Annotated in this window: 22 protein-coding genes, 1 tRNA gene and 1 riboswitch; of the genes, 14 read left to right on the top strand and 9 right to left on the bottom strand. The window is 62.7% G+C overall.

The features are described 5' to 3' along the window. Positions 1-151: 151 nt before the first annotated feature. The 6 genes from G6N78_RS03450 (at position 152) to phoB (ending at position 6,405) form a co-directional block, all read left to right on the top strand. Positions 152-1,192, top strand: a complete 1,041-nt coding sequence (locus G6N78_RS03450; protein WP_165215788.1) for a substrate-binding domain-containing protein — start codon at positions 152-154, stop codon at positions 1,190-1,192. 74 nt (positions 1,193-1,266) lie between these two features. After that, positions 1,267-2,727 carry a phosphate ABC transporter permease subunit PstC gene (gene pstC, locus G6N78_RS03445; protein ID WP_165215786.1) on the top strand — a complete coding sequence of 487 codons (1,461 nt, stop codon included), beginning with the start codon at positions 1,267-1,269 and terminating at the stop codon, positions 2,725-2,727. Beyond that, a complete protein-coding gene (gene pstA, locus G6N78_RS03440; protein WP_165215784.1) occupies positions 2,724-4,082 on the top strand; it encodes a phosphate ABC transporter permease PstA in 1,359 nt (452 codons plus the stop codon). The genes pstC and pstA overlap by 4 nt, the downstream gene beginning before the upstream one ends. A 72-nt stretch (positions 4,083-4,154) precedes the next feature. Continuing rightward, the gene (pstB, locus tag G6N78_RS03435) at positions 4,155-4,916 is read left to right on the top strand and encodes a phosphate ABC transporter ATP-binding protein PstB (RefSeq protein WP_370691504.1); all 762 of its coding nucleotides are present in this window, start codon (positions 4,155-4,157) and stop codon (positions 4,914-4,916) included. 53 nt (positions 4,917-4,969) lie between these two features. Then, positions 4,970-5,683, top strand: a complete 714-nt coding sequence (phoU, locus tag G6N78_RS03430) for a phosphate signaling complex protein PhoU (RefSeq protein WP_165215783.1) — start codon at positions 4,970-4,972, stop codon at positions 5,681-5,683. A 38-nt stretch (positions 5,684-5,721) separates the two neighbouring features. Further along, complete coding sequence (phoB, locus tag G6N78_RS03425) at positions 5,722-6,405, top strand: phosphate regulon transcriptional regulator PhoB (RefSeq protein ID WP_165215781.1); 684 nt, start codon at positions 5,722-5,724, stop codon at positions 6,403-6,405. 125 nt (positions 6,406-6,530) lie between these two features. Here phoB and G6N78_RS03420 read toward each other — a convergent pair whose 3' ends face one another. After that, a complete protein-coding gene (locus tag G6N78_RS03420; protein WP_165215780.1) occupies positions 6,531-7,094 on the bottom strand; it encodes a GcrA family cell cycle regulator in 564 nt (187 codons plus the stop codon). A gap of 417 nt (positions 7,095-7,511) precedes the next feature. Between G6N78_RS03420 and G6N78_RS03415 the strand changes: the two genes are divergently transcribed. From G6N78_RS03415 to G6N78_RS03405, 3 genes are all read left to right on the top strand, one after another. After that, positions 7,512-8,708, top strand: coding sequence for an aspartate aminotransferase family protein (locus G6N78_RS03415; RefSeq protein ID WP_165215778.1), 1,197 nt, complete (start codon positions 7,512-7,514; stop codon positions 8,706-8,708). Positions 8,709-8,761: 53 nt separating this feature from the next. Continuing rightward, on the top strand, positions 8,762-9,679 hold the full coding sequence (gene argF, locus G6N78_RS03410; RefSeq protein ID WP_165215777.1) for an ornithine carbamoyltransferase: 918 nt from the start codon (positions 8,762-8,764) through the stop codon (positions 9,677-9,679). A gap of 199 nt (positions 9,680-9,878) precedes the next feature. Beyond that, a complete protein-coding gene (locus tag G6N78_RS03405) occupies positions 9,879-10,874 on the top strand; it encodes an Hsp33 family molecular chaperone (RefSeq protein ID WP_165215775.1) in 996 nt (331 codons plus the stop codon). Positions 10,875-10,916: 42 nt separating this feature from the next. Here G6N78_RS03405 and apaG read toward each other — a convergent pair whose 3' ends face one another. Next, entirely contained in the window at positions 10,917-11,309 is a 393-nt protein-coding gene (apaG, locus tag G6N78_RS03400; protein WP_165215774.1) for a Co2+/Mg2+ efflux facilitator ApaG/CorD, read from the bottom strand. Positions 11,310-11,441: 132 nt separating this feature from the next. After that, positions 11,442-12,626 carry an O-succinylhomoserine sulfhydrylase gene (locus G6N78_RS03395; RefSeq protein ID WP_165215772.1) on the bottom strand — a complete coding sequence of 395 codons (1,185 nt, stop codon included), beginning with the start codon at positions 12,624-12,626 and terminating at the stop codon, positions 11,442-11,444. A gap of 44 nt (positions 12,627-12,670) precedes the next feature. After that, positions 12,671-12,749, bottom strand: a riboswitch (SAM riboswitch). Positions 12,750-12,822: 73 nt separating this feature from the next. Here G6N78_RS03395 and G6N78_RS03390 point away from each other — a divergent pair. Next, a complete protein-coding gene (locus tag G6N78_RS03390) occupies positions 12,823-13,917 on the top strand; it encodes a 2'-deoxycytidine 5'-triphosphate deaminase (protein WP_165215771.1) in 1,095 nt (364 codons plus the stop codon). Positions 13,918-13,979: 62 nt separating this feature from the next. Continuing rightward, positions 13,980-14,053, top strand: a tRNA-Gly gene (locus tag G6N78_RS03385). A gap of 29 nt (positions 14,054-14,082) precedes the next feature. Here the strand turns inward: G6N78_RS03385 and G6N78_RS03380 are convergent. After that, positions 14,083-16,041: a glycosyltransferase family 2 protein gene (locus tag G6N78_RS03380; RefSeq protein ID WP_165215769.1), complete on the bottom strand. Its 1,959-nt coding sequence runs from the start codon at positions 16,039-16,041 to the stop codon at positions 14,083-14,085. Positions 16,042-16,133: 92 nt separating this feature from the next. On the opposite strand from G6N78_RS03380, the gene G6N78_RS03375 reads away from it, so the two are divergent. Next, on the top strand, positions 16,134-16,985 hold the full coding sequence (locus G6N78_RS03375) for a transporter substrate-binding domain-containing protein (RefSeq protein ID WP_165215768.1): 852 nt from the start codon (positions 16,134-16,136) through the stop codon (positions 16,983-16,985). A 29-nt stretch (positions 16,986-17,014) separates the two neighbouring features. Here the strand turns inward: G6N78_RS03375 and G6N78_RS03370 are convergent, their stop codons facing one another. The 3 genes from G6N78_RS03370 to G6N78_RS03360 all read right to left on the bottom strand — a co-directional run bounded on the left by G6N78_RS03370 (position 17,015) and on the right by G6N78_RS03360 (position 19,094). Then, on the bottom strand, positions 17,015-17,680 hold the full coding sequence (locus G6N78_RS03370) for a S24 family peptidase (RefSeq protein ID WP_165215766.1): 666 nt from the start codon (positions 17,678-17,680) through the stop codon (positions 17,015-17,017). Between the two features lie 236 nt (positions 17,681-17,916). Continuing rightward, positions 17,917-18,564, bottom strand: coding sequence for a response regulator (locus G6N78_RS03365; RefSeq protein WP_165215765.1), 648 nt, complete (start codon positions 18,562-18,564; stop codon positions 17,917-17,919). Positions 18,565-18,668: 104 nt separating this feature from the next. Next, positions 18,669-19,094: a hypothetical protein gene (locus G6N78_RS03360; protein ID WP_165215763.1), complete on the bottom strand. Its 426-nt coding sequence runs from the start codon at positions 19,092-19,094 to the stop codon at positions 18,669-18,671. Between the two features lie 65 nt (positions 19,095-19,159). Between G6N78_RS03360 and G6N78_RS03355 the strand changes: the two genes are divergently transcribed. Together G6N78_RS03355 and G6N78_RS03350 are read left to right on the top strand one after the other, a co-directional pair. Next, the gene (locus G6N78_RS03355; protein ID WP_165215762.1) at positions 19,160-19,567 is read left to right on the top strand and encodes a DUF952 domain-containing protein; all 408 of its coding nucleotides are present in this window, start codon (positions 19,160-19,162) and stop codon (positions 19,565-19,567) included. Positions 19,568-19,569: 2 nt separating this feature from the next. Then, complete coding sequence (locus G6N78_RS03350) at positions 19,570-20,652, top strand: quinone-dependent dihydroorotate dehydrogenase (protein WP_165215760.1); 1,083 nt, start codon at positions 19,570-19,572, stop codon at positions 20,650-20,652. 229 nt (positions 20,653-20,881) lie between these two features. Here G6N78_RS03350 and G6N78_RS03345 read toward each other — a convergent pair whose 3' ends face one another. Together G6N78_RS03345 and G6N78_RS03340 are read right to left on the bottom strand one after the other, a co-directional pair. Next, positions 20,882-22,225 carry an MATE family efflux transporter gene (locus G6N78_RS03345; protein ID WP_165215759.1) on the bottom strand — a complete coding sequence of 448 codons (1,344 nt, stop codon included), beginning with the start codon at positions 22,223-22,225 and terminating at the stop codon, positions 20,882-20,884. Between the two features lie 69 nt (positions 22,226-22,294). Beyond that, positions 22,295-22,783 carry a CAP domain-containing protein gene (locus G6N78_RS03340; protein WP_370691503.1) on the bottom strand — a complete coding sequence of 163 codons (489 nt, stop codon included), beginning with the start codon at positions 22,781-22,783 and terminating at the stop codon, positions 22,295-22,297.

Below are 22,783 nucleotides of genomic sequence, written 5' to 3'. Positions count from 1 at the left end.
GCTGAAATTACAGGCACATGGCCTGTCACAATTGTTTCATCAAACTGACATAAAAGCGTGGGGCAACGGCGGCTAAGACAAACGGGCCGAGCACTGGCGAGAGCGAGAGCTGGTGCAGCAGAATTCACACAACCCCTATCGGGAGACTACAATGAATATCGTGAAACTTTCCGCGGCTGCCCTGGTGGCGTCCGTCGCCTTCACCGGCGTTGCCGTTGCACGCGACCAGATCCAGATTGCCGGCTCTTCCACGGTTCTGCCCTACGCATCGATCGTCGCTGAAGCCTTCGGCGAAAACTTCCAGCATCCGACCCCGGTCGTTGAAGGCGGTGGTTCGGGCGCCGGCCGCAAGAAGCTCTGCGAAGGCGTGGGCGAAAACACGATCGATATTGCCAATTCCTCGTCGCGCATCAGCAAGTCTGACATCGAGACCTGCGCCAAGAACGGCGTGAAGGACATCCAGGAAGTGCGCATCGGTTACGATGGCATCGTGTTCGCGTCTGACATCAACGGCCCGAAGTTCGCCTTCACCCAGGCCGATTGGCACAATGCCATCGCTGCCAAGGTCCTGAAGGACGGCAAGCTCGTGGAAAACCCGAACAAAACCTGGAAGGACGTTCGCGCTGACCTGCCGGATCAGCCGATCCTCGCCTTCATCCCGGGCACCAAGCACGGCACCCGCGAAGTGTTCGATGAAAAGGTCATCATCGACGGCTGCAAGGAAAACGGCACCTACGAAGCCCAGCTGGCTGCCAACAACAACGACAAGGCTGCTGCCACCAAGGCTTGCGGCGCCATCCGCACCGACGGCGTTTCCGTTGACATCGACGGCGACTATCCGGAAACCCTGGCCCGCATCGCTGCCAACAAGAACGGCATCGGCGTTTTCGGTCTGTCCTTCTACCAGAACAACACCGACAAGCTGCAGGTCGCAACGATGGCTGGCGTGACACCGTCTGTCGAAACGATTGCCGCTGGCAAGTACCCGGTTTCCCGTCCGCTGTACTTCTACGTGAAGAACGCGCACCTCGACGTGATCCCGGGCATGCAGGAATATGTTGAGTTCTTCGTGTCGGACGAAATGGCCGGCCCGAACGGTCCGCTCGCTGCCTATGGTCTGGTGTCCGATCCGGAACTGAAGAAGACCCAGGAAGCCGTCAAGGCCCGCACGCCGATGGGCCCGCTCAACTAAGTCTGTCTCTCCTCTGACGGCGCGGGTTCCGCGCCGTCAATGTTTTGAAAATTTTTGAAGGGGGTAGGGGCAACATGAGCGTTGGCGTCATTATTCTCGTTGTCCTGGTGCTCGCGGCACTGGGTTATGTCTTCGGCAGGCAGCGAGCTATGGCCGTCTCTCAAGAGAGCGGCATCAAATTGCATTCTCTTCCCAGCTATTACGGCCAGATGGTCGGCCTCTTTGCCGCCGTTCCGGCCTTTGCCGCTCTGGTGCTCTGGCTCCTCATCCAGCCGGTGATCATTGAGCGCAGCGTCAGCGACATGATCCCGGACAGTGCCATTCCGGAAGGTGGTGCGCGCAGTCTCGTCATGTCCGACGTGCGCCGTATCGCCGGCGGTCTTGATGCCGTTCTGGCACGCGGTGGTGCCGGTGAAGCCGAAATCGACCGTCTTGCCGCCAATCCCACCGAAATCCGCGTGCGTCTGGCGGAGGTCGGTATTCCGCTTGTCGGTGATGTGCCGGTTGCCGTTTTCGAGGCGGCCCGTACCTACCGCTCCATGACGGAGACCGGCAATCTGCTGAAGGCCGGTGTCGTCATCGCACTTGCCGTCGTTCTGGCGGGCCTTGCCTATCGCAGCATCGAACCGCGCATGCGCGCTCGCAATGTCAGCGAAACCTTCATCAAGTGGCTGCTGATCGCCTCGTCGCTGGTTGCGATCCTGACGACCGTGGGCATCGTGCTGTCCCTGGTCTTCGAAACGATCTCCTTCTTCAAGATCTACCCGGCGCGGGATTTCTTCTTCTCGACGGTCTGGAACCCGCAATTCCGCGGCGGTTCCGACCTCGGTATCCTGCCGCTTCTCTGGGGCACCTTCTACGTTTCCTTCATCGCGCTCCTGGTCGCCGTGCCGATCGGGCTGATGATTGCGATCTACCTGTCGGAATATGCCAGCAAGTCGCTGCGTAGCTTCGCCAAGCCGGCCATCGAGATGCTCGCGGGCATTCCGACGATCGTCTACGGTCTCTTTGCGCTGGTCACCATTGGTCCTTTCCTGCGCGATTATTTCGCCCAGCCACTCGGGCTCGGCTCGTCCTCTTCCTCGGTGCTGACGGCGGGCCTGGTCATGGGCATCATGATCATCCCCTTCGTTTCGTCCCTGTCTGATGACATCATCAATGCCGTACCGCAGGCCCTGCGCGATGGTTCCTACGGCCTGGGCGCCACGCAGTCGGAAACCATCAAGAAGGTCGTGATGCCGGCGGCACTGCCGGGCATCGTCGGCGCCATCCTTCTGGCGGCAAGCCGTGCCATCGGCGAGACGATGATCGTCGTGCTGGGCGCCGGTGCGGCAGCTAAGCTGGACCTCAACCCCTTCGAGGCCATGACGACCGTGACCGTCAAGATCGTCAGCCAGCTGACGGGTGATACGGAGTTTGCCAGCCCCGAAACGCTCGTCGCCTTCGCGCTTGGCCTGACGCTCTTTACCTTTACCCTCGCCCTCAACGTGCTGGCCCTTTACATCGTACGCAAATATCGGGAGCAGTACGAATGACCGACATGACTGTTTCATCCGGCGCGCCTCAGGCGCCTGCTCAATTCAAGTCCCTGCTGACCCTCGATGAGCGGACCCGTCGTCGCAATGCCTCCGAACGGCGCTTCCGGATCCTGGGTCTGGTGGGTGTGACGATCGGCATCGTGGCGCTCGTCTTCCTGCTGGGTTCCATCCTGACGAACGGGATTTCGTCCTTCCAGCAAACCTATATTCGGCTGGACGTGTTCCTGGATCCGGCTCGCCTGGACAAGGCAGGCAAGCGTGATCCGGCTGAAATCGCCAAGCTGACGACGTTCAGCTACGCGCCGCTGATCGAAAAGTCGCTTGCCGATGCCATGGCCGCCAAGGGCGTGCAGGGCGAAGGCATCACCGTCAAGGCGGCTTCCGAGCTGATTTCGAAAGAAGCGGCCGCAGATCTTCGCCGCTACGTGCTGGCCGATCCTTCGGCGATCGGCAAGACGGTCAGCTTTGATCTGCTCGCGAGCGGCCGCATCGACGGCTATTACAAAGGCCGCGTGACGATGGACAGCGCGCAGCTCGACCGCAACATCTCGCCGCAGCAGCTGATGCTGGCCGACCGGCTGAAATCCGCCGGCATCCTGACCACGCATTTCAACTGGGCCTTCTTCACGGCGCCGGATGCCTCCGATACACGTCCGGAAGCGGCCGGCCTCGGCGTGGCGATCCTCGGTTCGGCCTACATGATGATCATCGTGCTGGTCCTGTCCCTGCCGCTCGGTGTCGCCGCCTCGATCTACCTTGAAGAATTTGCCCCGCAAAATCGCTGGACCGATCTGATCGAGGTCAACATCGCCAACCTGGCGGCTGTACCTTCCGTCGTCTTTGGTATTCTCGGTCTGGCCGCCTTCATCAACTTTGCCGGTCTTCCGCAGTCGGCACCGGTGGTGGGTGGCCTCGTTCTGACGCTGATGACCCTGCCGACGATCATCATCGCGACGCGTGCCGCCTTCAAGTCGGTTCCGCCCTCCATCCGTGATGCTGCGCTCGGCGTCGGGGCCTCCAAGATGCAGGCGATCTTCCATCACGTCCTGCCGCTCGCGATGCCCGGCATCCTGACCGGCACGATCATCGGCCTGGCCCGTGCGCTCGGCGAAACCGCGCCGCTCCTGCTCATCGGCATGGTGGCCTTCGTGCGCGACTATCCGGCCGGTCCGCCGGAAGGTTTCTTCGATCCGGCCTCCGCTCTTCCTGTCCAGGTCTACAACTGGACCCAGCGCGGCGATCCGGCCTTCATCGAACGGGCCTCGGGTGCGATTATCGTCCTGTTGGTGTTCCTGATCCTGATGAATTTGTCCGCCATCATCTTGCGTCGCCGCTATGAGCGTCGTTGGTAGTAGGGAGAGTTCGTAATGATGAATAATATCTCGACAACGATGAATACGACGACGACCACGAAAGCAGCTGCCATGATCGACTCGAAGATTTCCGCGCGCAACGTCCAGGTGTTTTATGGCGAAAAACATGCCATCCGGGACGTGAACATCGAGATCCGTCCGCGCTCCGTCACGGCCTTCATTGGGCCGTCCGGCTGTGGAAAGTCCACCTTCCTGCGCTGCATCAACCGCATGAACGACACGATCGACAGCTGCCGTGTGGAAGGCAACATCCTGATCGACAACGAGAACATCTACGATCCGAAGGTCGATCCGGTGCAGCTGCGCGCCAAGGTCGGCATGGTGTTCCAGAAGCCGAACCCGTTCCCGAAGACGATCTATGAGAACGTTGCCTACGGTCCGCGCATCCACGGCCTCGCCCGCAAGAAGTCGGATCTCGACGAAATCGTCTCGTCTGCTCTGCAGAAGGCGGGTCTCTGGAACGAAGTGAAGGATCGCCTGCATGAATCCGGCACGGGTCTCTCCGGCGGCCAGCAGCAGCGCCTGTGCATCGCCCGGGCGGTCGCCGTGTCGCCGGAAATCATCCTGATGGACGAACCCTGCTCGGCGCTCGATCCGATCGCGACGGCCAAGGTCGAGGAACTGATCCACGAACTGCGCACCAACTTCACCATCGTCATCGTCACGCATTCCATGCAGCAGGCGGCGCGTGTGTCCCAGCGCACGGCTATGTTCCACCTCGGCCTGCTGGTCGAAGAGAACGACACCGACAAGATGTTCACCAACCCGGATGATCAGCGCACGCAGGATTACATCATGGGTCGCTTCGGCTGATGCCGCGCCGATCCGCCTTCCGCTGACAACCCTTGATCCGAGGATGACAAACCATGTCCCCCAGCCATATTCTCTCGGCCTATGACGAAGACCTGAAATACCTGAACCGCCGCATCTCCGAAATGGGCGGCCTTGCCGAACAGATGTGCGGCGATGCCGTTCGCGCGCTCGTCAATTCCGATGGTGCACTTGCCCAGAAGGTCATCTCCGACGACGTGATCCTCGATACCGCCGAGCGCGAGATCCAGGAGAAGGCCATCATCACGATCGCCCGCCGCCAGCCGGTGGCCGGAGACCTGCGCGAAATCATCGGCGTGCTGCGCATCGCCTCCGACCTGGAACGCGTCGGCGACCTCGGCAAGAACACTGCCAAGCGCGTGATCGCCGTTCAGGGCACCGGCGTGCCGCGCAAGCTCGCACGCGGTTTGGAACATCTCTCCGATCTGGCCCTCGTCCAGCTCAAGGAAGTGCTCGACGTCTTCTCCAACCGCTCGGTGCAGAAGGCGGAAGCCATCCGCCTGCGCGATGAAGAGATCGACGCGATGTACACCTCGCTGTTCCGCGAACTCCTCACCTACATGATGGAAGATCCGCGCAACATCACCACCTGCACCCATCTCCTCTTCTGCGCCAAGAACATCGAGCGCATCGGCGACCATGCCACCAATATTGCCGAGACGATCTATTACATCGCAACTGGCGCTGCCCCCGAAGGCGAACGCCCGAAGGACGACACGTCGAACACGCTGGGCGCAGTGGCAGAGTAAGGGCGCTACCGGCGCCTGCTTTCAGGAGTGCATGAACCATGCTGCCGAAAATTGCGGTTGTTGAGGATGAAGAAGCGCTGAGCGTGCTTCTTCGCTATAACCTCGAGGCCGAGGGGTATGAGGTGGAAACCATCCTGCGCGGTGACGAGGCGGAAATCCGCCTGCAGGAGCGGCTGCCGGATCTCCTGATCCTCGACTGGATGTTGCCCGGCGTATCCGGCATCGAGCTTTGCCGCCGCCTGCGGATGCGCCCGGAAACCGAGCGCCTGCCGATCATCATGCTGACGGCGCGTGGTGAGGAGAGCGAACGCGTGCGCGGTCTGGCAACCGGTGCCGACGATTATGTCGTCAAACCCTTCTCGACGCCGGAACTGATGGCGCGGGTGAAAGCGATGTTGCGAAGGGCCCGGCCGGAGGTGCTCTCCTCGGTTCTGCGCTGCGGCGATATCGAACTCGATCGCGAAACGCATCGCGTCCACCGCAAGAGCCGCGAGGTGCGTCTGGGGCCGACCGAATTCCGGCTGCTGGAATTCCTGATGGCCTCGCCCGGTCGCGTCTTTTCCCGCTCGCAACTGCTCGATGGTGTCTGGGGCCACGACATCTACGTGGACGAACGCACCGTCGATGTGCATGTCGGACGGCTGCGCAAGGCGCTGAACTTTTCCAACATGCAGGATGTCATCCGCACCGTCCGCGGTGCCGGTTATTCCATGGAAGCGTGAACCCTCGCGCCTGATCTCCACCATCGAACCCGGCCTCGTGCCGGGTTTTTTGTTGGCTCCCTCCAAAATCCGGGCACAAAAAAAGCGGGCCTCGTACCCGCTTTCTTCGAGATGCGCTGGAATGATCAGCCGCGGGCGACCGCATTGGCGGCGCGGCGGCGCTCGTTCACCGGCTGGTAGGCCAGGCGGGCGTGGTATTTGCAGTAGGGCGAGCTTTCGCCGGATTCTGCGCCGCAGAAGTGGAAATCGTCCTTCAGCGGGTCGCCGACCGGCCACTTGCAGGTGCGCTCCGTCAGTTCCGTCAGCGCCAGGCGGCGTGCCATCGGAACGATGACGTTCGTCGTGGTGACCGGTTCCTGCGTTTCGAGAATGGTGAGTTCGATCTCTTCCTTCACCATCGTGGCGCCGACAGAGCGGGTCACCGTGCGCGTGGCCGCGCCAGGGGCCGTCGCCGCCGTCGGGCGGGCATTGTAGGTGGTGGGGCGCGGTGCAGGGGTGGTGCGCTTCTGCGTCCGGTTCTGCTGGGCGTTTCCGCCTGCCTTCACACGTCCCGGAAGGCACAGCCGGTGCACCTTGCCGATGACCGCGTTGCGGCTCACGCCGCCCAGTTGCGCGGCAATCTGGCTCGCGCTCAGTCCTTCCGCCCACAACCTTTTCAGTCGTTCGACGCGTTCGTCATCCCAATTCATGCTGTCTCTCCGCCTTGAGCACACCCAGCAAGACAGAATCTCTCACCGTTACGGCGAACGTAATTCGCCGCGCATACTACATCTATACTTTTGGTGACTAGTTCCGCCGCATGCAGTCTAGTAATTGATCTTTAACCTAATGGGCGGCGGACTCGCTGACAAGAGTCGCCGGAATCGTCGCGAATCGATTTCCGGGTTTTCCCCAACTTGCTGCCGCATAGAGTCATTTTTGTCACAGCTGCCGCAAGGGGCGCCAAGCGGGCTTCCGCGGCGTGAATCGACGCGGAATCCACGCTTTTGTTGACAGCGCGGGATGAAATGCGGATAGTGCGCCTGCCGCCCTTTGAGGCGGCATTTTTGATTTCTGGCGGCCCCGGCTGCCTGTTCTGGACAGTATGCCTGAAGGAGTGCATCGCCATGGCTGAAGCTGCGCTTTTCGACACGTTTGCAAGGGCACCACTGCGTTTCGTGCGCGGCGAGGGTGTCTGGCTCGTGACGGAAACGGGCGAGCGATATCTCGATTTCGGCGCAGGCGTGGCCGTGACCTCGTGTGGTCATTCCAACCCGCATCTTGTCGCGGCCCTGAAGGATCAGGCGGACAAGGTCTGGCACCTGTCGAACCTTTACGAGATCCCGGACCAGGAGCGGCTGGCCCGCCGGCTGGCGGATGCCACCTTCGCCGACAAGGTGTTCTTCACCAATTCGGGTGCCGAAGCGCTGGAATGCGCCATCAAGACGGCGCGGCGCTACCATTATTCCAAGGGCTATCCGGAAAAATTCCACATCATCACCTTTGAAGGCGCCTTCCACGGCCGGACCATCGCGACGATCGCAGCCGGCGGTCAGGAAAAGTACCTGGAAGGCTTCGGCCCCAAGGCGCCGGGTTTTGACCAGGTGCCCTTTGGGGATCTGGATGCGCTGAAGGCGGCGATCACGGAACACACCGCAGCCCTGCTGATCGAGCCGATCCAGGGCGAGGGCGGCATCCGGGTCGTGACCAAGGAATTCCTGCGCGAACTGCGCAACCTGTGCGATGAACACGGCCTGTTGCTGATGTTCGATGAGGTGCAGACGGGCGTCGGTCGGACCGGCAAGTTCTTCGCGCATGAATGGTCGGGTGTCACCCCGGATATCATGGCGGTGGCCAAGGGGATCGGCGGTGGTTTCCCGTTCGGCGCCTGCCTTGCGACGGCGGAAGCCGCCTCCGGCATGAAGCCCGGCGTGCACGGCACCACCTATGGTGGCAATCCGCTCGCCATGGCCGTCGGCAATGCCGTGCTCGATGTCATCCTGGCCGATGGCTTCCTGCAGAATGTCAACGACGTGGCACTCGTCTTCCGTCAGGGCCTTGCGGCACTCAAGGATCGCTTCCCCGGCGTGATCGAGGAGATCCGTGGCGAAGGCCTGATGCTCGGCATCAAGGCGCGCGTTCCGGCCGGCGAGCTTGTGACCGCAATGCGCGACGAACATATCCTCGGCGTTCCGGCCGGTGACAATGTCATTCGTCTGCTGCCGCCGCTGGTCGTGACGGCGGAAGAGGCCCGCGAAGGCATTGCCCGTATCGAACGCGCTGCGGAAAAGCTTCAGAGTGAACAGTTGAAGAAGTCGGCCTGACGGCCTTTTCGGAAAAAGCGGGCCGCCGGATGGCGCCCCGGATGGAACGGATCATGGCATCACCCAAGCATTTTCTCGACCTCTCGGCACTTTCGTCAGGGGATCTGCGTACCATTCTCGATGATGCGCTGACGCGCAAACGCGCGACCAAAGCTGGCACGGCCGACAAGCCGCTCGCCGGCAAGGTGCTGGCGATGATCTTCGAGAAGCCGTCCACCCGCACCCGCGTCTCCTTCGATGTCGGCATGCGCCAGCTCGGCGGCGAAACGCTGTTCCTGTCCGGCACGGAAATGCAGCTTGGCCGCGCCGAGACGATCGGCGATACGGCCAAGGTCCTGTCGCGTTACGTCGATGCGATCATGATCCGCACCACCGATCATCGCCGCCTTCTGGAAATGGCCGAACACGCGACGGTTCCGGTCATCAACGGCCTGACGGATGAGACCCATCCCTGCCAGATCATGGCCGACCTCCTGACCTTCGAAGAACATCGCGGCCCGGTGACCGGCAAGACGTTTGCCTGGACGGGCGACGGCAACAATGTGCTGCATTCCTTCATCGAAGGCTCGGCGCGCTTCGGTTACCGCATGAACATGGCGGTTCCGCTCGGCTCCGAGCCGCTCGACAAGTATTTGAACTGGTCGCGCAACAATGGCGGCGAGATCATGCTGTGCCACGATGCCGACCGTGCGGTCGAGGGCGTCGATATGGTGGTGACGGACACCTGGATCTCGATGAACCAGGAACACAAGGCACGCGGCCACAACATCTTCCAGCCGTTCCAGGTGAACGAGCGCCTGATGCAGAAGGCTAAGTCCGATGCCCTCTTCATGCACTGCCTGCCGGCCCATCGCGGCGAGGAAGTCACCGACGCGGTGATCGACGGCCCGCAGTCGGTCGTGTTCGACGAGGCGGAAAACCGTCTGCACGCCCAGAAGTCGGTGCTCGCCTGGTGCTTCGGCGCCGTCTGAGGCGCCCTTTGTCGAGGGGAATGGCCGCGTCTTGATTTGTCGCGGCGCCACCCCCATCTCACGGCTTTCCCAGTCGCGTCCGCTCGACCCATGGTCCGGGCGCCTCAACAAGACAGCGTCGGCCTTTCCCTTCGGTTGAGCGGTTCCGCTTGGCCGACATTTGTGCGAAATGGGTGGCTTCGGCGCGAAGGAGCAAGTCATGGCAGAAGCCGCAGTAGAATTCAGTGATCTGACACTGGCGGGCGATGACCGCGTGGTTCCCTTCCAGGTGGAAGGGCTCGACGTGCGCGGCCGTGCGGTGCAGCTCGGGCCCATGCTGAACGCGATCCTCGGCCGCCACGATTATCCGGCGCCGGTCGCGCGGCTGCTCGCCGAAGCCGTCGTCCTAACCGCATTGATCGGCACCTCGCTGAAGTTCGAGGGGCGTTTCACGGTTCAGACCAAGGGCGATGGCCCGGTCGATCTTCTGGTCGCGGATTTCACCAGCCCGGAAAGCATGCGTGCTTATGCCCGGTTTGACGAGGATGCGCTGGCCGCATCCGTCAAGGCCGGCAAGATATCGCCGCCGGACCTTCTGGGCGAGGGCGTGCTCGCCTTCACCATCGACCAGGGTCACGGCATGCAGCCCTATCAGGGCATCGTGCCGCTTGACGGATCGTCTCTGGAAGAAATCGCCGGCGTCTATTTCCGCCAGTCGGAACAGATCCCGACGAAGGTGCGCCTTGGGGTGGCCGAATTGTTCGACCGCGATGAGGACGGAAAGCCGCGTCACAACTGGCGGGCCGGCGGCGTCCTCGCCCAGTTCCTGCCCCAGGCACCGGAGCGGATGCGCCAGCCGGACCTGCATGGCGGCGACGGCGATGAACGGGACGGCGATTTCGCCTTGACGGAAGACGATGCCTGGTCGGAAGCCCGCATGCTGGTCGAGACCGTGGATACCGACGAGTTGACGGATCCGCAGGTGGCGATCGAGCGGCTGCTGTTCCGCCTCTTCCATGAGCGCGGTGTGCGGATCTACGAGCCGCAGGAAGTCGCGGACCGTTGCAGCTGCTCGCGCGAGAAGATCAAGGGCGTGCTCGAAGGCTTCACGGCGGAGGAGATCGAGGCCAGCCAGGAAGACGGCGCCATCTCGGTCACCTGCGAGTTCTGCTCCACCACTTACCGCTACGATCCGAGCGAGTTCGAAGCGGCGTGACGTCAAGAAGGCGAGGTGCGGCGTGTTTCGCGCCTCGCAGGCTCAGTTGAGCACGCGCATCAGGCCCGGCGAATCCAGCGAGAAGGCGGGAATGTTGACGATGAAGGTTTCGCCTTCGTCGGTTTCCATCTGGTAATGGCCGAACATCAGCCCCGAGGGCGTGTCGAGCGGGCAGCCGGAGGAGTATTCGTAGGTGTCGCCGGGTTTGAGGCGCGGCTGCTCTCCCACCACCCCGGGACCTTCGACCTCATCGACCAGCCCATTCTGGTCCGTGATGTTCCAGTAGCGGTGAACCAGCCGCACCGTCAGACGAGAATGGTTGGAGATGACGATCCGATAGCCCCATACGTACCGACTCTCCTCCGGATCCGACTGTTCCGGCAGGAAGTAGGGCTCGACGACGACTTCGATGTCTTTGGTGAGTGCACGATACATGTCGACACCTTCATCTCATGTGTACGCATATCGTACAGTCCGGGCGCGAGGTCAAGAATCGCGCCGGGGCTCAAGAATGCGGAAGCCCTGAATTTTCAGGCTCAAGGCTAACCGCCATGGTAAAGAAGCGCTTTACGCAGACACCTTGGAAAGCGCTGCGGCCAGATCCTCGATGAGGTCCTCGCCGTCCTCGATGCCGCAGGACAGGCGCAAGGTGCCGGCGGAGATGCCGAGTTCCGCCCGTGCCTCGTCCGTCAGGTTCTTGTGCGTGGTGGTGGCCGGATGGGTGATCAGGCTCTTGGCGTCGCCAAGGTTGTTGGAGATCTTGATCACCTCCAGCGCATCCTGCAGCGCAAAGGCCGCGTCCTTGCCGCCCTTCAACTCGAAGCAGACGAGCGTGGAGCCGCCCGTCATCTGCTTGGCGATGATGTCGGCCTGCGGATGGTCCTTGCGGCCGGGATAGATCACCTTCGCCACCTTGCCCTGGTCCGCAAGGAAATCGGCGATCTTGGCCGCACTCTCCGTCTGCTGCTTGACGCGCAGCGGAAGCGTCTCGATCCCCTTCAGCAGCGTCCAGGCATTGAATGGCGACATGGCCGGGCCGGTGTGGCGGAAATAGTCGTGCAGGTTCTCGTTGATCCATTCCTTGTCGGAAAGGATCACGCCGCCGAGGCAGCGGCCCTGGCCATCGATGTGCTTGGTGGCCGAGTAGACCACCACATGCGCACCGAGTTCCAGCGGCTTCTGGAAGAGCGGGGTGGCAAACACGTTGTCCACCACCACCTTTGCGCCGATCTGGTTGGCAAGCTTGGCAACGCCGGCAATGTCCACCACTTCCAGCGTCGGATTGGTCGGGCTTTCCAGGAAGAACACCTTCGTGTTCGGGCGGATGGCGGCTTCCCAGTTGGCGAGATCGCGGCCATCGACCAGCGTGCATTCGACGCCATATTTCGGCGCCAGCGTCTCCACCACATAGCGGCAGGAGCCGAACAGCGCACGGGCGGCGACGATGTGATCACCGGCCTTGACCTGGCAGAGGATGGCGGCCGACACGGCGGCCATGCCGGACGCGGTGGCGCGGGCGTCTTCCGCGCCTTCCAGCGCGATCATCCGCTTTTCGAACATGTCGTTGGTCGGGCTGCCGTAACGGGCATAGATGAAGCCGTCCGTCTCGCCCTTGAAACGGGCTTCGGCAGCGGCGGAATTCTCGTAAACGAACCCCTGCGTCAGGTAGATCGCCTCGGAGGTCTCGCCATACTGCGAGCGCAGCGTGCCACCGTGGACGAGTTGGGTTGCGGGGCGCCAGGTCTTGCTCATGCGTGTCACCACTTCGTAACAAAAAAACCGGTCGCAACTGCAGACCGGTTTCGCACCCGGTCTTTTTAGCCACTTGTTTAACGTGGCTGCAAGCCGACCGGCCAAATCACCACGGGATAAATCTGCCATACGCCCAAGCAGCGCTTGCGTCAATTCCTCGCTTTTGCTTTTGTCGCGCGATTAAGGGATAGGGTTCATGAAACGCAACGCGGGCATTCTGGCCGATCGGGCCATCGGCGAACTTTTCCATGAAGGCCGGCTGAAAAGCGAGGCGGCGCTGGATGCCGATCAGATCCAGCCGGCGAGCCTCGACCTGCGCCTGGGGTCCAAGGCGCTTCGCGTCCGCGCCAGTTTCATGCCGGGCCCCAATCACACGGTCGCCGACAAGCTGGAGCGACTGACCCTGCACGAGATCGATCTTGAACAGGGTGCGGTGCTCGAAACCGGCTGCGTCTACATCGTGCCGCTGATGGAAAGCCTCGACCTGCCGGCGGAGCTGTCCGCCTCCACCAATCCGAAAAGCTCGACGGGACGGCTCGATATCTTCACCCGCGTGATGGTTGATCGCGCCCAGGAATTCGACAAGATCCCCGCTGGTTATAAGGGCCAGCTCTATCTCGAAATCTCGCCGCGCACCTTCCCGGTCATCGTCCGGCGCGGCTCGCGGCTGTCGCAGATCCGCTTCCGTACCGGCCAGGCGCTCTTGAGCGAAGCCGAAGTGCTGGCTTTGCACGCGGCGGAAACGCTGGTCGCCAGCGAGACGCCGAATGTCTCAGGCGCCGGCATCGCCCTGTCGATCGATCTGAAGGGCACCGGCCCGGATGGCCTGATCGGTTATCGCGGCAAGCACCACACCTCCGTCATCGATGTCGACCGCAAGGCCGCCCATGATGTGCTCGATTTCTGGGAGCCGCTCTTTAGCCGCGGGCGCGACGAACTGATCCTCGATCCGGACGAGTTCTACATTCTCGTCTCGCGTGAAGCCGTGCATGTGCCGCCGCTCTATGCCGCCGAAATGACGCCCTATGATCCGCTGGTCGGCGAGTTTCGCGTGCATTATGCCGGCTTCTTCGATCCCGGTTTCGGCCATGCCGCCGTCGGCGGCTCCGGCAGCCGTGCGGTGCTGGAAGTGCGCAGCCACGAAGTGCCCTTCATCCTGGAACACGGCCAGATCGTCGGGCGCCTCGTCTACGAGCATATGCTGGAAAAGCCGCAGTCGCTCTACGGCTCGGGCCTCGGATCGAACTATCAGGCGCAGGGCCTAAAACTGTCCAAGCACTTTCGCGCCTGAACTCTTTCCGCTCCTGGGACTTGAAGGCCGGGAGACCTGATGCTAGGTCTGGCGTCGGACAAGCGGGTGTAGCTCAATGGTAGAGCAGCAGCTTCCCAAGCTGAATACGAGGGTTCGATTCCCTTCACCCGCTCCAGCTTTACCCTGTTCGTCCTGCCTCCGGCTTCATGCACGGACTGAATCCGGCCTCTTGCTTGCCTGATGCGGCGTCTTTTTCCAGAAGAACGGGTTGGTCCTCAGTTCGTTCAAGGCCTTCCAGGCGGCGTAGGAACTCATAAACCAGTACATCGGCACCGCAACCCAGCGCCAGCCGATCCGTCGTCGTTCCTGGCCGATCATCGAACCCATGCCGAGCTTCAGAAAGATCATGTAGCTGCCGATCACGTTCAGGCAGTCGATCGCAAACAGCGCCAGAACTTGCGTCGGCATCGCCGATAGCGGCTCGCTCGCCAGCCGCGCGATCCCGATGGCGATGAAGACGAGGATCAGCGGATGCAGCAGGGCGGACGCCAGCATGCCGCCGATCAGCAGATGAAAGGCCAAGGTTCCGCGAGATCCCATCTGGCGTGCGGCGTCAACCGGGTTGCGGGTCAGCACCAGCCAGGTCTGCAGCCAGCCTTTGAACCAGCGTGTCCGCTGACCGGTCCAAACATCCAGCGAAACCGGCGCATCCTCCAGCGTCTGGCAGCGGAGAGTCTGCGAGCGATAGCCGAGGCGGTAGAGGCGAAGGCCGAGATCCGCATCCTCGGTCACGTTGAACGGGTCCCAGCCGCCGACCTCGCGCAGGATGGAGGTGCGGAAGTGATTGGAGGTGCCGCCCAGCGGCAGCGGCATCGCGTGACGGGATAGCATCGGCAAAAGGCCGCGAAACAGCGCGGCATATTCGATGGCAAACACCCCGCTCAGCGCCGTATCGGACAGATTGGCGATGATCAGCGGCGCCTGCAGGCAGGCCACATCGGGCTCACAGGCCTGGAAGCGGCCACAGGCCTCCAGCAACTGGTGCGGATGCGGCCTGTCTTCCGCGTCATAGACCGCCAGAAACTCGCCGCGCGCACCGGCCAGCGCATAGGTGAGCGCCTTGGGTTTGGTGCGCGGATGGAACGGCGGCACCTCGACGATCTCGAAATGGGAAGCAAGCCTGAGCGCCTTCAGCGCCTCCACGGTGTCGCGATCGTCGGCCTCGCAGACCAGCTTGATGTCGAGCCGCGCCCGCGGCCATTCCAGCCGCTCCAGATTGGCGACCAGCTGCGCCACCATCCCGGCTTCCCGGTAGAGCGCCACCATCACGGTGTAGACGGGCAGGGCCCCCTGCAGGTGTTCTTCCGGCAGGCTGCCGATCCGCCGTTGATGGAAGGTGGCCCAGCCCCTCAGCGCAAGCGCACTCATGTAGACGAGCGAAACGAGACCATGGGTGAGCGGCAGCAGCAGGCCGGGATCGCTGAGACAGGCAGCCACCAGGGCGGTGACAAGGCAGCCGGCCAGCACGCCCTGGCGTCCGGTGGCGACGATGCGCGCGGAGAATTTCGGCTCGCGGTCGAAGAGATCGCTGACCGTCTGCCGCACCCGTCGCGCCGAGCCGGCCGACCATACGGCAGCCCGGATCGCACCCGGTGTGGTGATTGCCAATCCGCGGGAAAGCTCCGGAAGCCTGAGCAGCAGGGCCGAAAATTCCGCGAGTTTTGCGATCTCCGGAACGATGGCCACCTGCGGTGCGCGGTTGCGGTGGTTGATGCGCACCTGTTTCGGCGTGATCAGCTGCGTATCGAGGTTCGGGATGTCCTGAACGCTGGAGGGGTCTATGCTCCCGATGAAGGGCAGCCTGAAGGCGCGCGCAATCGCGCCATAATAGGCATCGTGATCGACCACGCCGGAATAGAGCAGTTCCTGTTCCAGCGTCGTCCCGTGTTGCAGGCTGCGGTCCTTCATCTGTGCGACGAATGGTTTTGAGAAACCGAGCGCCAGCAGGGCCGCCTCCTCGTCGCTCGCCACGGCGCCCTGCTCGTCCGGCTGGATCTGCCGATGAGCGTCCGTCTGCCTTCCTGTCAGCGCGCTGACATGGCTCCAGTGCGCGGTCTCACTGGTTGCTGTCGGTTCCGGCGGATATTCCCCTGCATCCGTCAAGCTGGTACACCATGTCCGGCGGGCCGCCCCCAGCCCTGTCCCCTGTGCACGATGGTAGCGATGCACGCAATGGTTTACAACGGGTAAATTGAATGTATTTCAGGTTCCGTGCGGCTCTTCTGTTTTTACTCGTCCTGATTGCCGGATTGCCCGCCGCTGCGGACGAAACGCCCGATCGCCAGATGCCGCTCGTCTCCGATCCCAACGAACGCCTGGCAAAACCGGATCTGACCAGCCTGCCGCGGTTTCGTGTGCTGACAACAGTCGATTTTCCACCCTTCAGCTTTGTCGACCAGACGGGACGGCTGTCCGGTTTTCACATCGATCTCGTCCGCGAAATCTGCAGCGAACTTACCATCGAGGCGAAATGCCAGATCCAGGTGACACCGTTTGCGGACCTGCAGACGGCGCTCAGCGAAGGGCAGGGGGAAGCAGCCGCGGCGGGCATCGCGGTGACGCCGGATCTGCGGGAAAAGTTCGGCTTCTCGCGCCCCTACATGATGATCCCGGCCTGGTTTGTGCAGCGAAACAGCGTCGAACTTGAAGGCAAGGCTGCCGTGGCGCTTGCCGGACGTCCCGTCGGCGTGGTGGCCGGAACAGCCCATGAGGCCATGCTGAAAAGCTTTTTCCCGGCCGTGAAGCCGACGACCTTCCCGTCGCGCGACGAGATGCTGGCGGCCTTGAAGGACGGGAAAGTGGATGCCGTCTTTTCCGATGGCCTGAGCCTGCCCTTCTGGACGGCGAGCGCGGCCGCCGGTGGCTGCTGCCGCCTGTTTGACGGCCCGTACGTCTCCGAACATTTCCTCGGCGAAGGCCTGTCGCTGATGGTCCGTCCGGACGTGCCGCAGCTGGTGACGGCGATCGATTATGCGCTGGCAAGACTGGCGAAGGAAGGGCGGCTGCAGGAACTGTACCTGCGCTATTTCCCGAACGGCCTCTTCTGACGAAGCCGCGCCGGGCCAAACGCCTTCAGTTACTGGCTCGCCCAGATGATCCGCGCCATCCACTCGATCTCCGCCATGTCGAATGTGCGGTTCGGGTGGTCGGGGTTCAGCGACATCAGCTCGATGGTGCGCGCACTCTGGCGCATCAGCACTTTGGCCATGACCTCGCCTTCGCGCGTCTTCACGACGATGCGGTCGCCGCGGCGCACCTGGGCGCCGGGTTCCACGATCAGCCGGTCGCCATCCCGGTAGAGCGGCAGCATGGAATCGCCCTGCACCTCGAGCGCGTAGACGCCCGGCCGCCTTGACGCCGCCACGGGGAAATCCACCACATCCCAGCCCTGGCCCGCGGGAAAGCCGCCATCGTCGAAGAAGCCGCCGGCGCCTGCCTGGGCGAAGCCGAGGAGGGGAATGGAACCGGCCTGCGGCGGAAACGACCCTTCCGGCAGGCTGGTCTGCGTCGGCATGTTCGGCAGGTAGCCGAGGAACTGCTCGACCGTTGCCCCGGTCGCATCCAGCACCTTGGAGATCGATTCCGTCGAGGGCCAGCGCAGCCGTCCGTCCGGCCCCAGCCGCTTCGATTTGTTGAATGAGGTCGGGTCCAGCCCCGCCTTGCGCGCAAGACCGGATGCCGTCAACTCGTGACGTTCGGCAAGGGTGTCGATCGCTTTCCAGATCGTCTCATGCGACAACATGACGGTTCGTTCCCCGGCAAGCGGCCGGCTTCGGATTTCTAAAATTCGGCTCCAACACGACCAATCCGACCGGTGCACTGCCTCTTGAAGGCCGGATCGACCGGCCACGGCCAAGCTGCGGGAGATTGTGCAGAAGCGTCCGCGCCATCTCTTGATGTGTATGTCTAATGAAAGGTCGCGACGGAGTAAAGCGGAAAAGGAATAAAATCCTTGGTTCTGCTCGGATCAGGCCCGCCTCAGGCCACCAGTGCCATGTTGACCTTGCCGAGCTTGATCACCGCCTGTGTCCGGCTATCGACGTTCAGCTTCAAGAGGATCGCCGAGACATGCGCCTTAATCGTCGCCTCGGAGACGCCGAGTTCATAGGCGATCTGCTTGTTCAGCAGCCCTTCCGCCAGCATGGAGAGCACCCGGCTCTGCTGCGGCGTCAGCGTCTTCAGCCGTTCCATCAGTTCGGCGACGGCCGGGTCTTCTTCCGCATCGCGCTCCACCCCCTCCGGCACCCAGACGCCGCCTTCCAGCACCGTCTCGATCGCCTGACGGATTTCGTCGAGCCCGGAGGACTTGGAGATGAAACCGGAGGCGCCGAGTTGCAGGGCCCGGCGGATGGTGGAGCCGTCATCGGTGGCGGAGACGATCATGATCGGCAGGCTTGCAAATTCCGCGCGCAGCGACATCAGGCCTGAAAAGCCGCTCACACCGGGCATGGCCAGATCGAGCAGCATCAGATCCGCTTCCGGATGACCGCTCGCGGCACTGCGGGCCGCCTCGAAACTGCCGGCCTCGATGATCTCCGCCTGGCCCGCGATATCGCCCAGCGCCTGGCGAAGCGCACCGCGAAACAGCGGATGGTCGTCTGCAATGATGATTGTGATGGAATGCATGGCCACGCCCCCTCCCAAGAGCATAGTACGCTTTCTTACCCTCCCTTAGTCTTAATACTGCAACGCTCTTGAAACAAGCATAAGTTTCAGCACGCCGCGTCGCGTCAGAGTCGGTTGGGCGCCTGTTGATCCTCGGCGCGGAACTCGTTGATGATGCCCATGAAGCGGCGCATGAATTGCTCCATGATCGACAGCGATTTTTCGATCTCCGCATCGCTCGGCACCGTCGTTGGCGGGGCACCTGCGCCAAGCTTCTGTTCGAGCGCGGCCACACGTTTGGCGAGAAGATCGAGATCCTGTTCGAAGGCCTGCCGCTCGTCGGCGGCAAGCCGGCAGGTGAGGTTGCCCTGGTTCTCACGGCAGAAGCTGACGGCGCCGGTCTTCTGGTCGAGGCGGATGTATCCGGTTTCCGTTTTCTCCAGCCGGAACCGATGACCGTCGTCGGCGGGTGCCTCTATCTGTGACTGGGCCAGTGCGGCGCCGGCCGTCAGCATCAGCATAGAGATTGCTGTATAAATTCCTATCCGCATGTCCGTTTCCTCCTTGTGCGTCGATCCCGGCGCCACGCCGTCATCCGGTCACCATCGGCGATGCCATGGACAAGGCCGCCGCTTTGCGGCAAAGGCTCCCGCAGACGATATCCTCACCGCGGATTTGGCCCATGTCTCAGACCTTATATAAGATCGTACCGGAAGATTTGTGGCAGCGCGCGCGGGAAACGGGACTATTTGACGGCGCGCCGATCGACCGGGCCGATGGCTTCATCCATTTTTCGACCGCAGACCAGGTCCACGAGACGGCGGCCCGCCATTTCGCCGGGCAGACGGGGCTTCTCCTCGTCGCGGTCGATGGCGACAGTCTGGGCGAGGCGCTTCGCTTCGAGGTGTCGCGCGGCGGTGCGCTGTTCCCGCATCTTTACGCGCCCCTTCCGCTCTCTGCCGTACTGTGGGAAGCGCCGCTGCCGCTGTCCGAAACGGGCTCTCATATCTTTCCGGAGCTTTGATCATGCCGATCTTCGATTTTGCCCGCCAGGCCCTTTTCCTGCTCGACCCGGAAACGGCGCACGGCGCCTCCATCGCGGCGCTGAAATCCGGCCTCGTTCCCGCCTGCCCGGTGCGTCCGGACAAGCGTTTGGCGGTGAGGGTCGCGGGGCTCGATTTTCCCAATCCGATCGGCCTCGCGGCGGGTTATGACAAGAATGCCGAAGTGCCGGAAGCCCTGTTGCGGCTGGGTTTCGGGTTCACCGAAGTCGGCACGCTCACACCGAAACCGCAGGCCGGAAATCCGAAGCCGCGCATCTTCCGCCTTGTGGAGGACAATGCCGTCATCAACCGGCTCGGCTTCAACAATGAGGGCCATGACGCGGCTTTCCGCCGGCTTTCGGCGCTGAAGACAACGGGCATTGTCGGCGTCAATATCGGCGCGAACAAGGATGCCGAGGACCGGATTGCCGATTACGTCATCGGCATCCGCCGCTTCTATCGGCTTGCGCGCTACTTCACGGTGAACATCTCTTCGCCCAACACACCGGGTCTGCGCGATCTACAGGCGCGCGAAAGCCTGAGCGCGCTTCTCTCCGCCGTGCTCGAGGCCCGCCGGCAGGAAGGCGAACAGGCGGGCCGGAAGGTTCCGGTCTTCCTCAAGATCGCGCCCGACTTGACGGAAGAAGGCATGGACGACATTGCCGCCGAAGTGCTGGCGCATGATCTCGACGGCCTGATCGTCTCCAACACCACACTGTCGCGCGACGGTCTGAAGGATCAGGCGCAGGCGAAGGAGGCGGGCGGTCTTTCCGGCGCGCCGCTCTTTGCCCGCTCCACCGCTGTCCTTGCCCGCATGCGCAAGCGCATCGGCCCCAAGATGCCGATCATCGGGGTCGGCGGCGTTTCCTCGGCAGAGACGGCGCTTGAAAAGATCCGCGCCGGTGCGGATCTCGTGCAGCTCTATTCCTGCATGGTCTATCGCGGTCCGGGACTTGCCGGCGACATTCTCAAAGGACTTTCGGCCTCGCTCGATCGCCTCGGCGTTTCCTCCGTCACGGAGCTGAGGGACACGGCAACCGATCATTGGGCAGCAAAAACGCTCTGATCGTCAGCGTTCACGCAAATGTGCGGAATTGCGTTGATCATTTAGCCATCTTTCCTCACTATATGTTACGAGGTGTAACGAAAGAGGAAGTGCTCTGATGAACGCACATTTCCAGTCTCCACAGTTCAGCCTCCCGGGCATGACCATCGCCAGCCTGCTGGCCGGTGTCGTCGTGCTGCGATTTGCCATCTGGATCTTCGCCCCCGGGATCTGAACCGGTGCGGGGCGGCTAGGCGCCAAAGGTCGCGACAGTCTTGCGCGGAAGAAGCAGCGCCAGGAAACCGCCGCGCATCAGCAGGAACAGGTTGAGGCCGATCCAGAGGCCGGTATTGCCGAAGGATGGCACGAGAAGCGCAAGGGCGCAGCAGTAGCCGGCCAGTGACGCCAGCATCATGTTGCGCATCTCGCGGGACCAGGTCGCCCCAATGAAAATCCCGTCCATGTGAAAGGCGAGCGCGCCGGTCAGGCCCGTCAATGCCGCGAGCGGGAGATATTGAGCCGCCGTTTCCCGCACGACGGTCGAGGTGCTGAGGGTCTCGATGACAAAGGGACCGATCAGCAGGAACACCGCCACGAGTGCGGCCCCCATCCCCAGCGACCAGCCGCCCGTCAGCCTGAGTGCCCGGTCAAAGCTTGGCCTGTCGCGTGCGCCCACCGCACGGCCGGCCAGCTGTTCGGCAGCCCCCGCCAGCCCGTCCAGGAAGAAGGACGCAATCATGAAAAGGTTCATCAGCACGGCATTGGCGGCCAAGGTCACCGCGCCTTCGCTCGATCCGATCCGCGTCATCAGGGCAAAGGCACCGTTCAGCACCAGCGAGCGGATCAGGATGTCGCCGTTCAGCCGGAACAGCGCGCCGATCTTGCGGCGGTCGAACAGTTCTGTCCTGCTCGGTCGATTGCCGCCGCGCATCCTCCGCAGGATGACGGCAAGGCCGGCGATCATGCCGATCACTTCCGCCCCGGCGGTGCCGAGCGCCACGCCGGTAATGCCAAGCCCGAGCCAGAGGCCAAGGATCAGCGTCAGGATGATATTGGCGCCGTTGAGCAGGATCTGCAGTTTCAGGCCGAGCACACCCTGTCCGCGCCCCAGCACGTAACCGAGCACAGTGAAATTGGCGAAGGTGGCGGGGCTCGTCAGCACCCGGATGGCGAAATAGCTCTGCGTTGCAGTGATGACGGCGGGATCGTCGGTCATCAGGGAGGGGGCATAGCGCCAGATCAGCGGCGCCAGCATGAGCATGATCACGCCGAGCCCGAAGGCGCCGATCAGCGAGCGCAGGAAGACCGCCTGTTCTTCCCGAAAATCCTGCCGCCCGAAGGCCTGCGCCACGAGCCCGGTCGTTGCGGTGCGCAGAAAGCTCAGGCTGCCATAGAGGAGATCGAAGAGGATCGCGCCGATCGCAAGGCCCGCCAGCGCTGCGGGATCGCCCAGTTGCCCGACGACGGCAGTATCCGTCAGGCCGAGCAGCGGTGTCGTGAGGTAACCGAGCGTCATCGGCAAGGCGATGGAGAGCACCAGCCGGTGTGTGACCCGGAAGGCCAGCGGATTGGAGATAAGGGCAGGATCCGGCATCAGAACGTCCAGGCGGGGCCCGCTCGGAGGTCAGACCGGATCCTGCAAGAGGTCAGGCCGACATCCGCATCAGGCAGACAGAACCATGGCCCAATAGGGCCGCCCGGTGGAGGGGGAGCGTGCCATGGCAACGCCGACCGAGCGATAGGAGCCTAGCATGTTTTCCAGATGTTTGGGCGAATCGATCCAGGCCTGAACCGCCTCTTCCACCGACTTCTGGCCGCTGGCGATATTTTCTGCTGCCGGCAGCGGCACGCCGTTGCGTTTCATCCGGGCGCCGAAATCGTCGCCAAGGCCGATCAGATGCGTCATCTGGTCTGCTTTTGCCATGCGCACCGCCTGTTCGGCGGCCGCCCGTCCCGTCGGCTGCGAGGCCGAAAGGCTGGACAGACCGTGTTTCGCCCGAAGCGCATTGACGAGCGGCAGGGCCGCGCGCGTATCGTCGGTGGCACCATCGACCGAGACCGGCGCCCGAAAGGTGGAGCAGCCGGCAAGGCTCAAGAGCGCGCCGCCGGTCACGAGGAGAAAGCCGCGCCGGGCGGTCGGAGAGGAAGGCAG

The sequence above is a fragment of the Allorhizobium pseudoryzae genome (genome assembly GCF_011046245.1).
In the GTDB taxonomy this organism is placed as follows: domain Bacteria; phylum Pseudomonadota; class Alphaproteobacteria; order Rhizobiales; family Rhizobiaceae; genus Neorhizobium; species Neorhizobium pseudoryzae.
This window is presented reverse-complemented; position numbering and strand designations above follow the sequence as displayed.

Coding starts and splice junctions, on each gene's coding strand:
- G6N78_RS03450 (WP_165215788.1), top strand. CDS start 152: ATGAATATCGTGAAACTTTCCGCGGCTGCCCTGGTGGCGTCCGTCGCC.
- pstC (WP_165215786.1), top strand. CDS start 1,267: ATGAGCGTTGGCGTCATTATTCTCGTTGTCCTGGTGCTCGCGGCACTG.
- pstA (WP_165215784.1), top strand. CDS start 2,724: ATGACCGACATGACTGTTTCATCCGGCGCGCCTCAGGCGCCTGCTCAA.
- pstB (WP_370691504.1), top strand. CDS start 4,155: ATGATCGACTCGAAGATTTCCGCGCGCAACGTCCAGGTGTTTTATGGC.
- phoU (WP_165215783.1), top strand. CDS start 4,970: ATGTCCCCCAGCCATATTCTCTCGGCCTATGACGAAGACCTGAAATAC.
- phoB (WP_165215781.1), top strand. CDS start 5,722: ATGCTGCCGAAAATTGCGGTTGTTGAGGATGAAGAAGCGCTGAGCGTG.
- G6N78_RS03420 (WP_165215780.1), bottom strand. CDS start 7,094: ATGAATTGGGATGACGAACGCGTCGAACGACTGAAAAGGTTGTGGGCG.
- G6N78_RS03415 (WP_165215778.1), top strand. CDS start 7,512: ATGGCTGAAGCTGCGCTTTTCGACACGTTTGCAAGGGCACCACTGCGT.
- argF (WP_165215777.1), top strand. CDS start 8,762: ATGGCATCACCCAAGCATTTTCTCGACCTCTCGGCACTTTCGTCAGGG.
- G6N78_RS03405 (WP_165215775.1), top strand. CDS start 9,879: ATGGCAGAAGCCGCAGTAGAATTCAGTGATCTGACACTGGCGGGCGAT.
- apaG (WP_165215774.1), bottom strand. CDS start 11,309: ATGTATCGTGCACTCACCAAAGACATCGAAGTCGTCGTCGAGCCCTAC.
- G6N78_RS03395 (WP_165215772.1), bottom strand. CDS start 12,626: ATGAGCAAGACCTGGCGCCCCGCAACCCAACTCGTCCACGGTGGCACG.
- G6N78_RS03390 (WP_165215771.1), top strand. CDS start 12,823: ATGAAACGCAACGCGGGCATTCTGGCCGATCGGGCCATCGGCGAACTT.
- G6N78_RS03375 (WP_165215768.1), top strand. CDS start 16,134: ATGTATTTCAGGTTCCGTGCGGCTCTTCTGTTTTTACTCGTCCTGATT.
- G6N78_RS03370 (WP_165215766.1), bottom strand. CDS start 17,680: ATGTTGTCGCATGAGACGATCTGGAAAGCGATCGACACCCTTGCCGAA.
- G6N78_RS03365 (WP_165215765.1), bottom strand. CDS start 18,564: ATGCATTCCATCACAATCATCATTGCAGACGACCATCCGCTGTTTCGC.
- G6N78_RS03360 (WP_165215763.1), bottom strand. CDS start 19,094: ATGCGGATAGGAATTTATACAGCAATCTCTATGCTGATGCTGACGGCC.
- G6N78_RS03355 (WP_165215762.1), top strand. CDS start 19,160: ATGGACAAGGCCGCCGCTTTGCGGCAAAGGCTCCCGCAGACGATATCC.
- G6N78_RS03350 (WP_165215760.1), top strand. CDS start 19,570: ATGCCGATCTTCGATTTTGCCCGCCAGGCCCTTTTCCTGCTCGACCCG.
- G6N78_RS03345 (WP_165215759.1), bottom strand. CDS start 22,225: ATGCCGGATCCTGCCCTTATCTCCAATCCGCTGGCCTTCCGGGTCACA.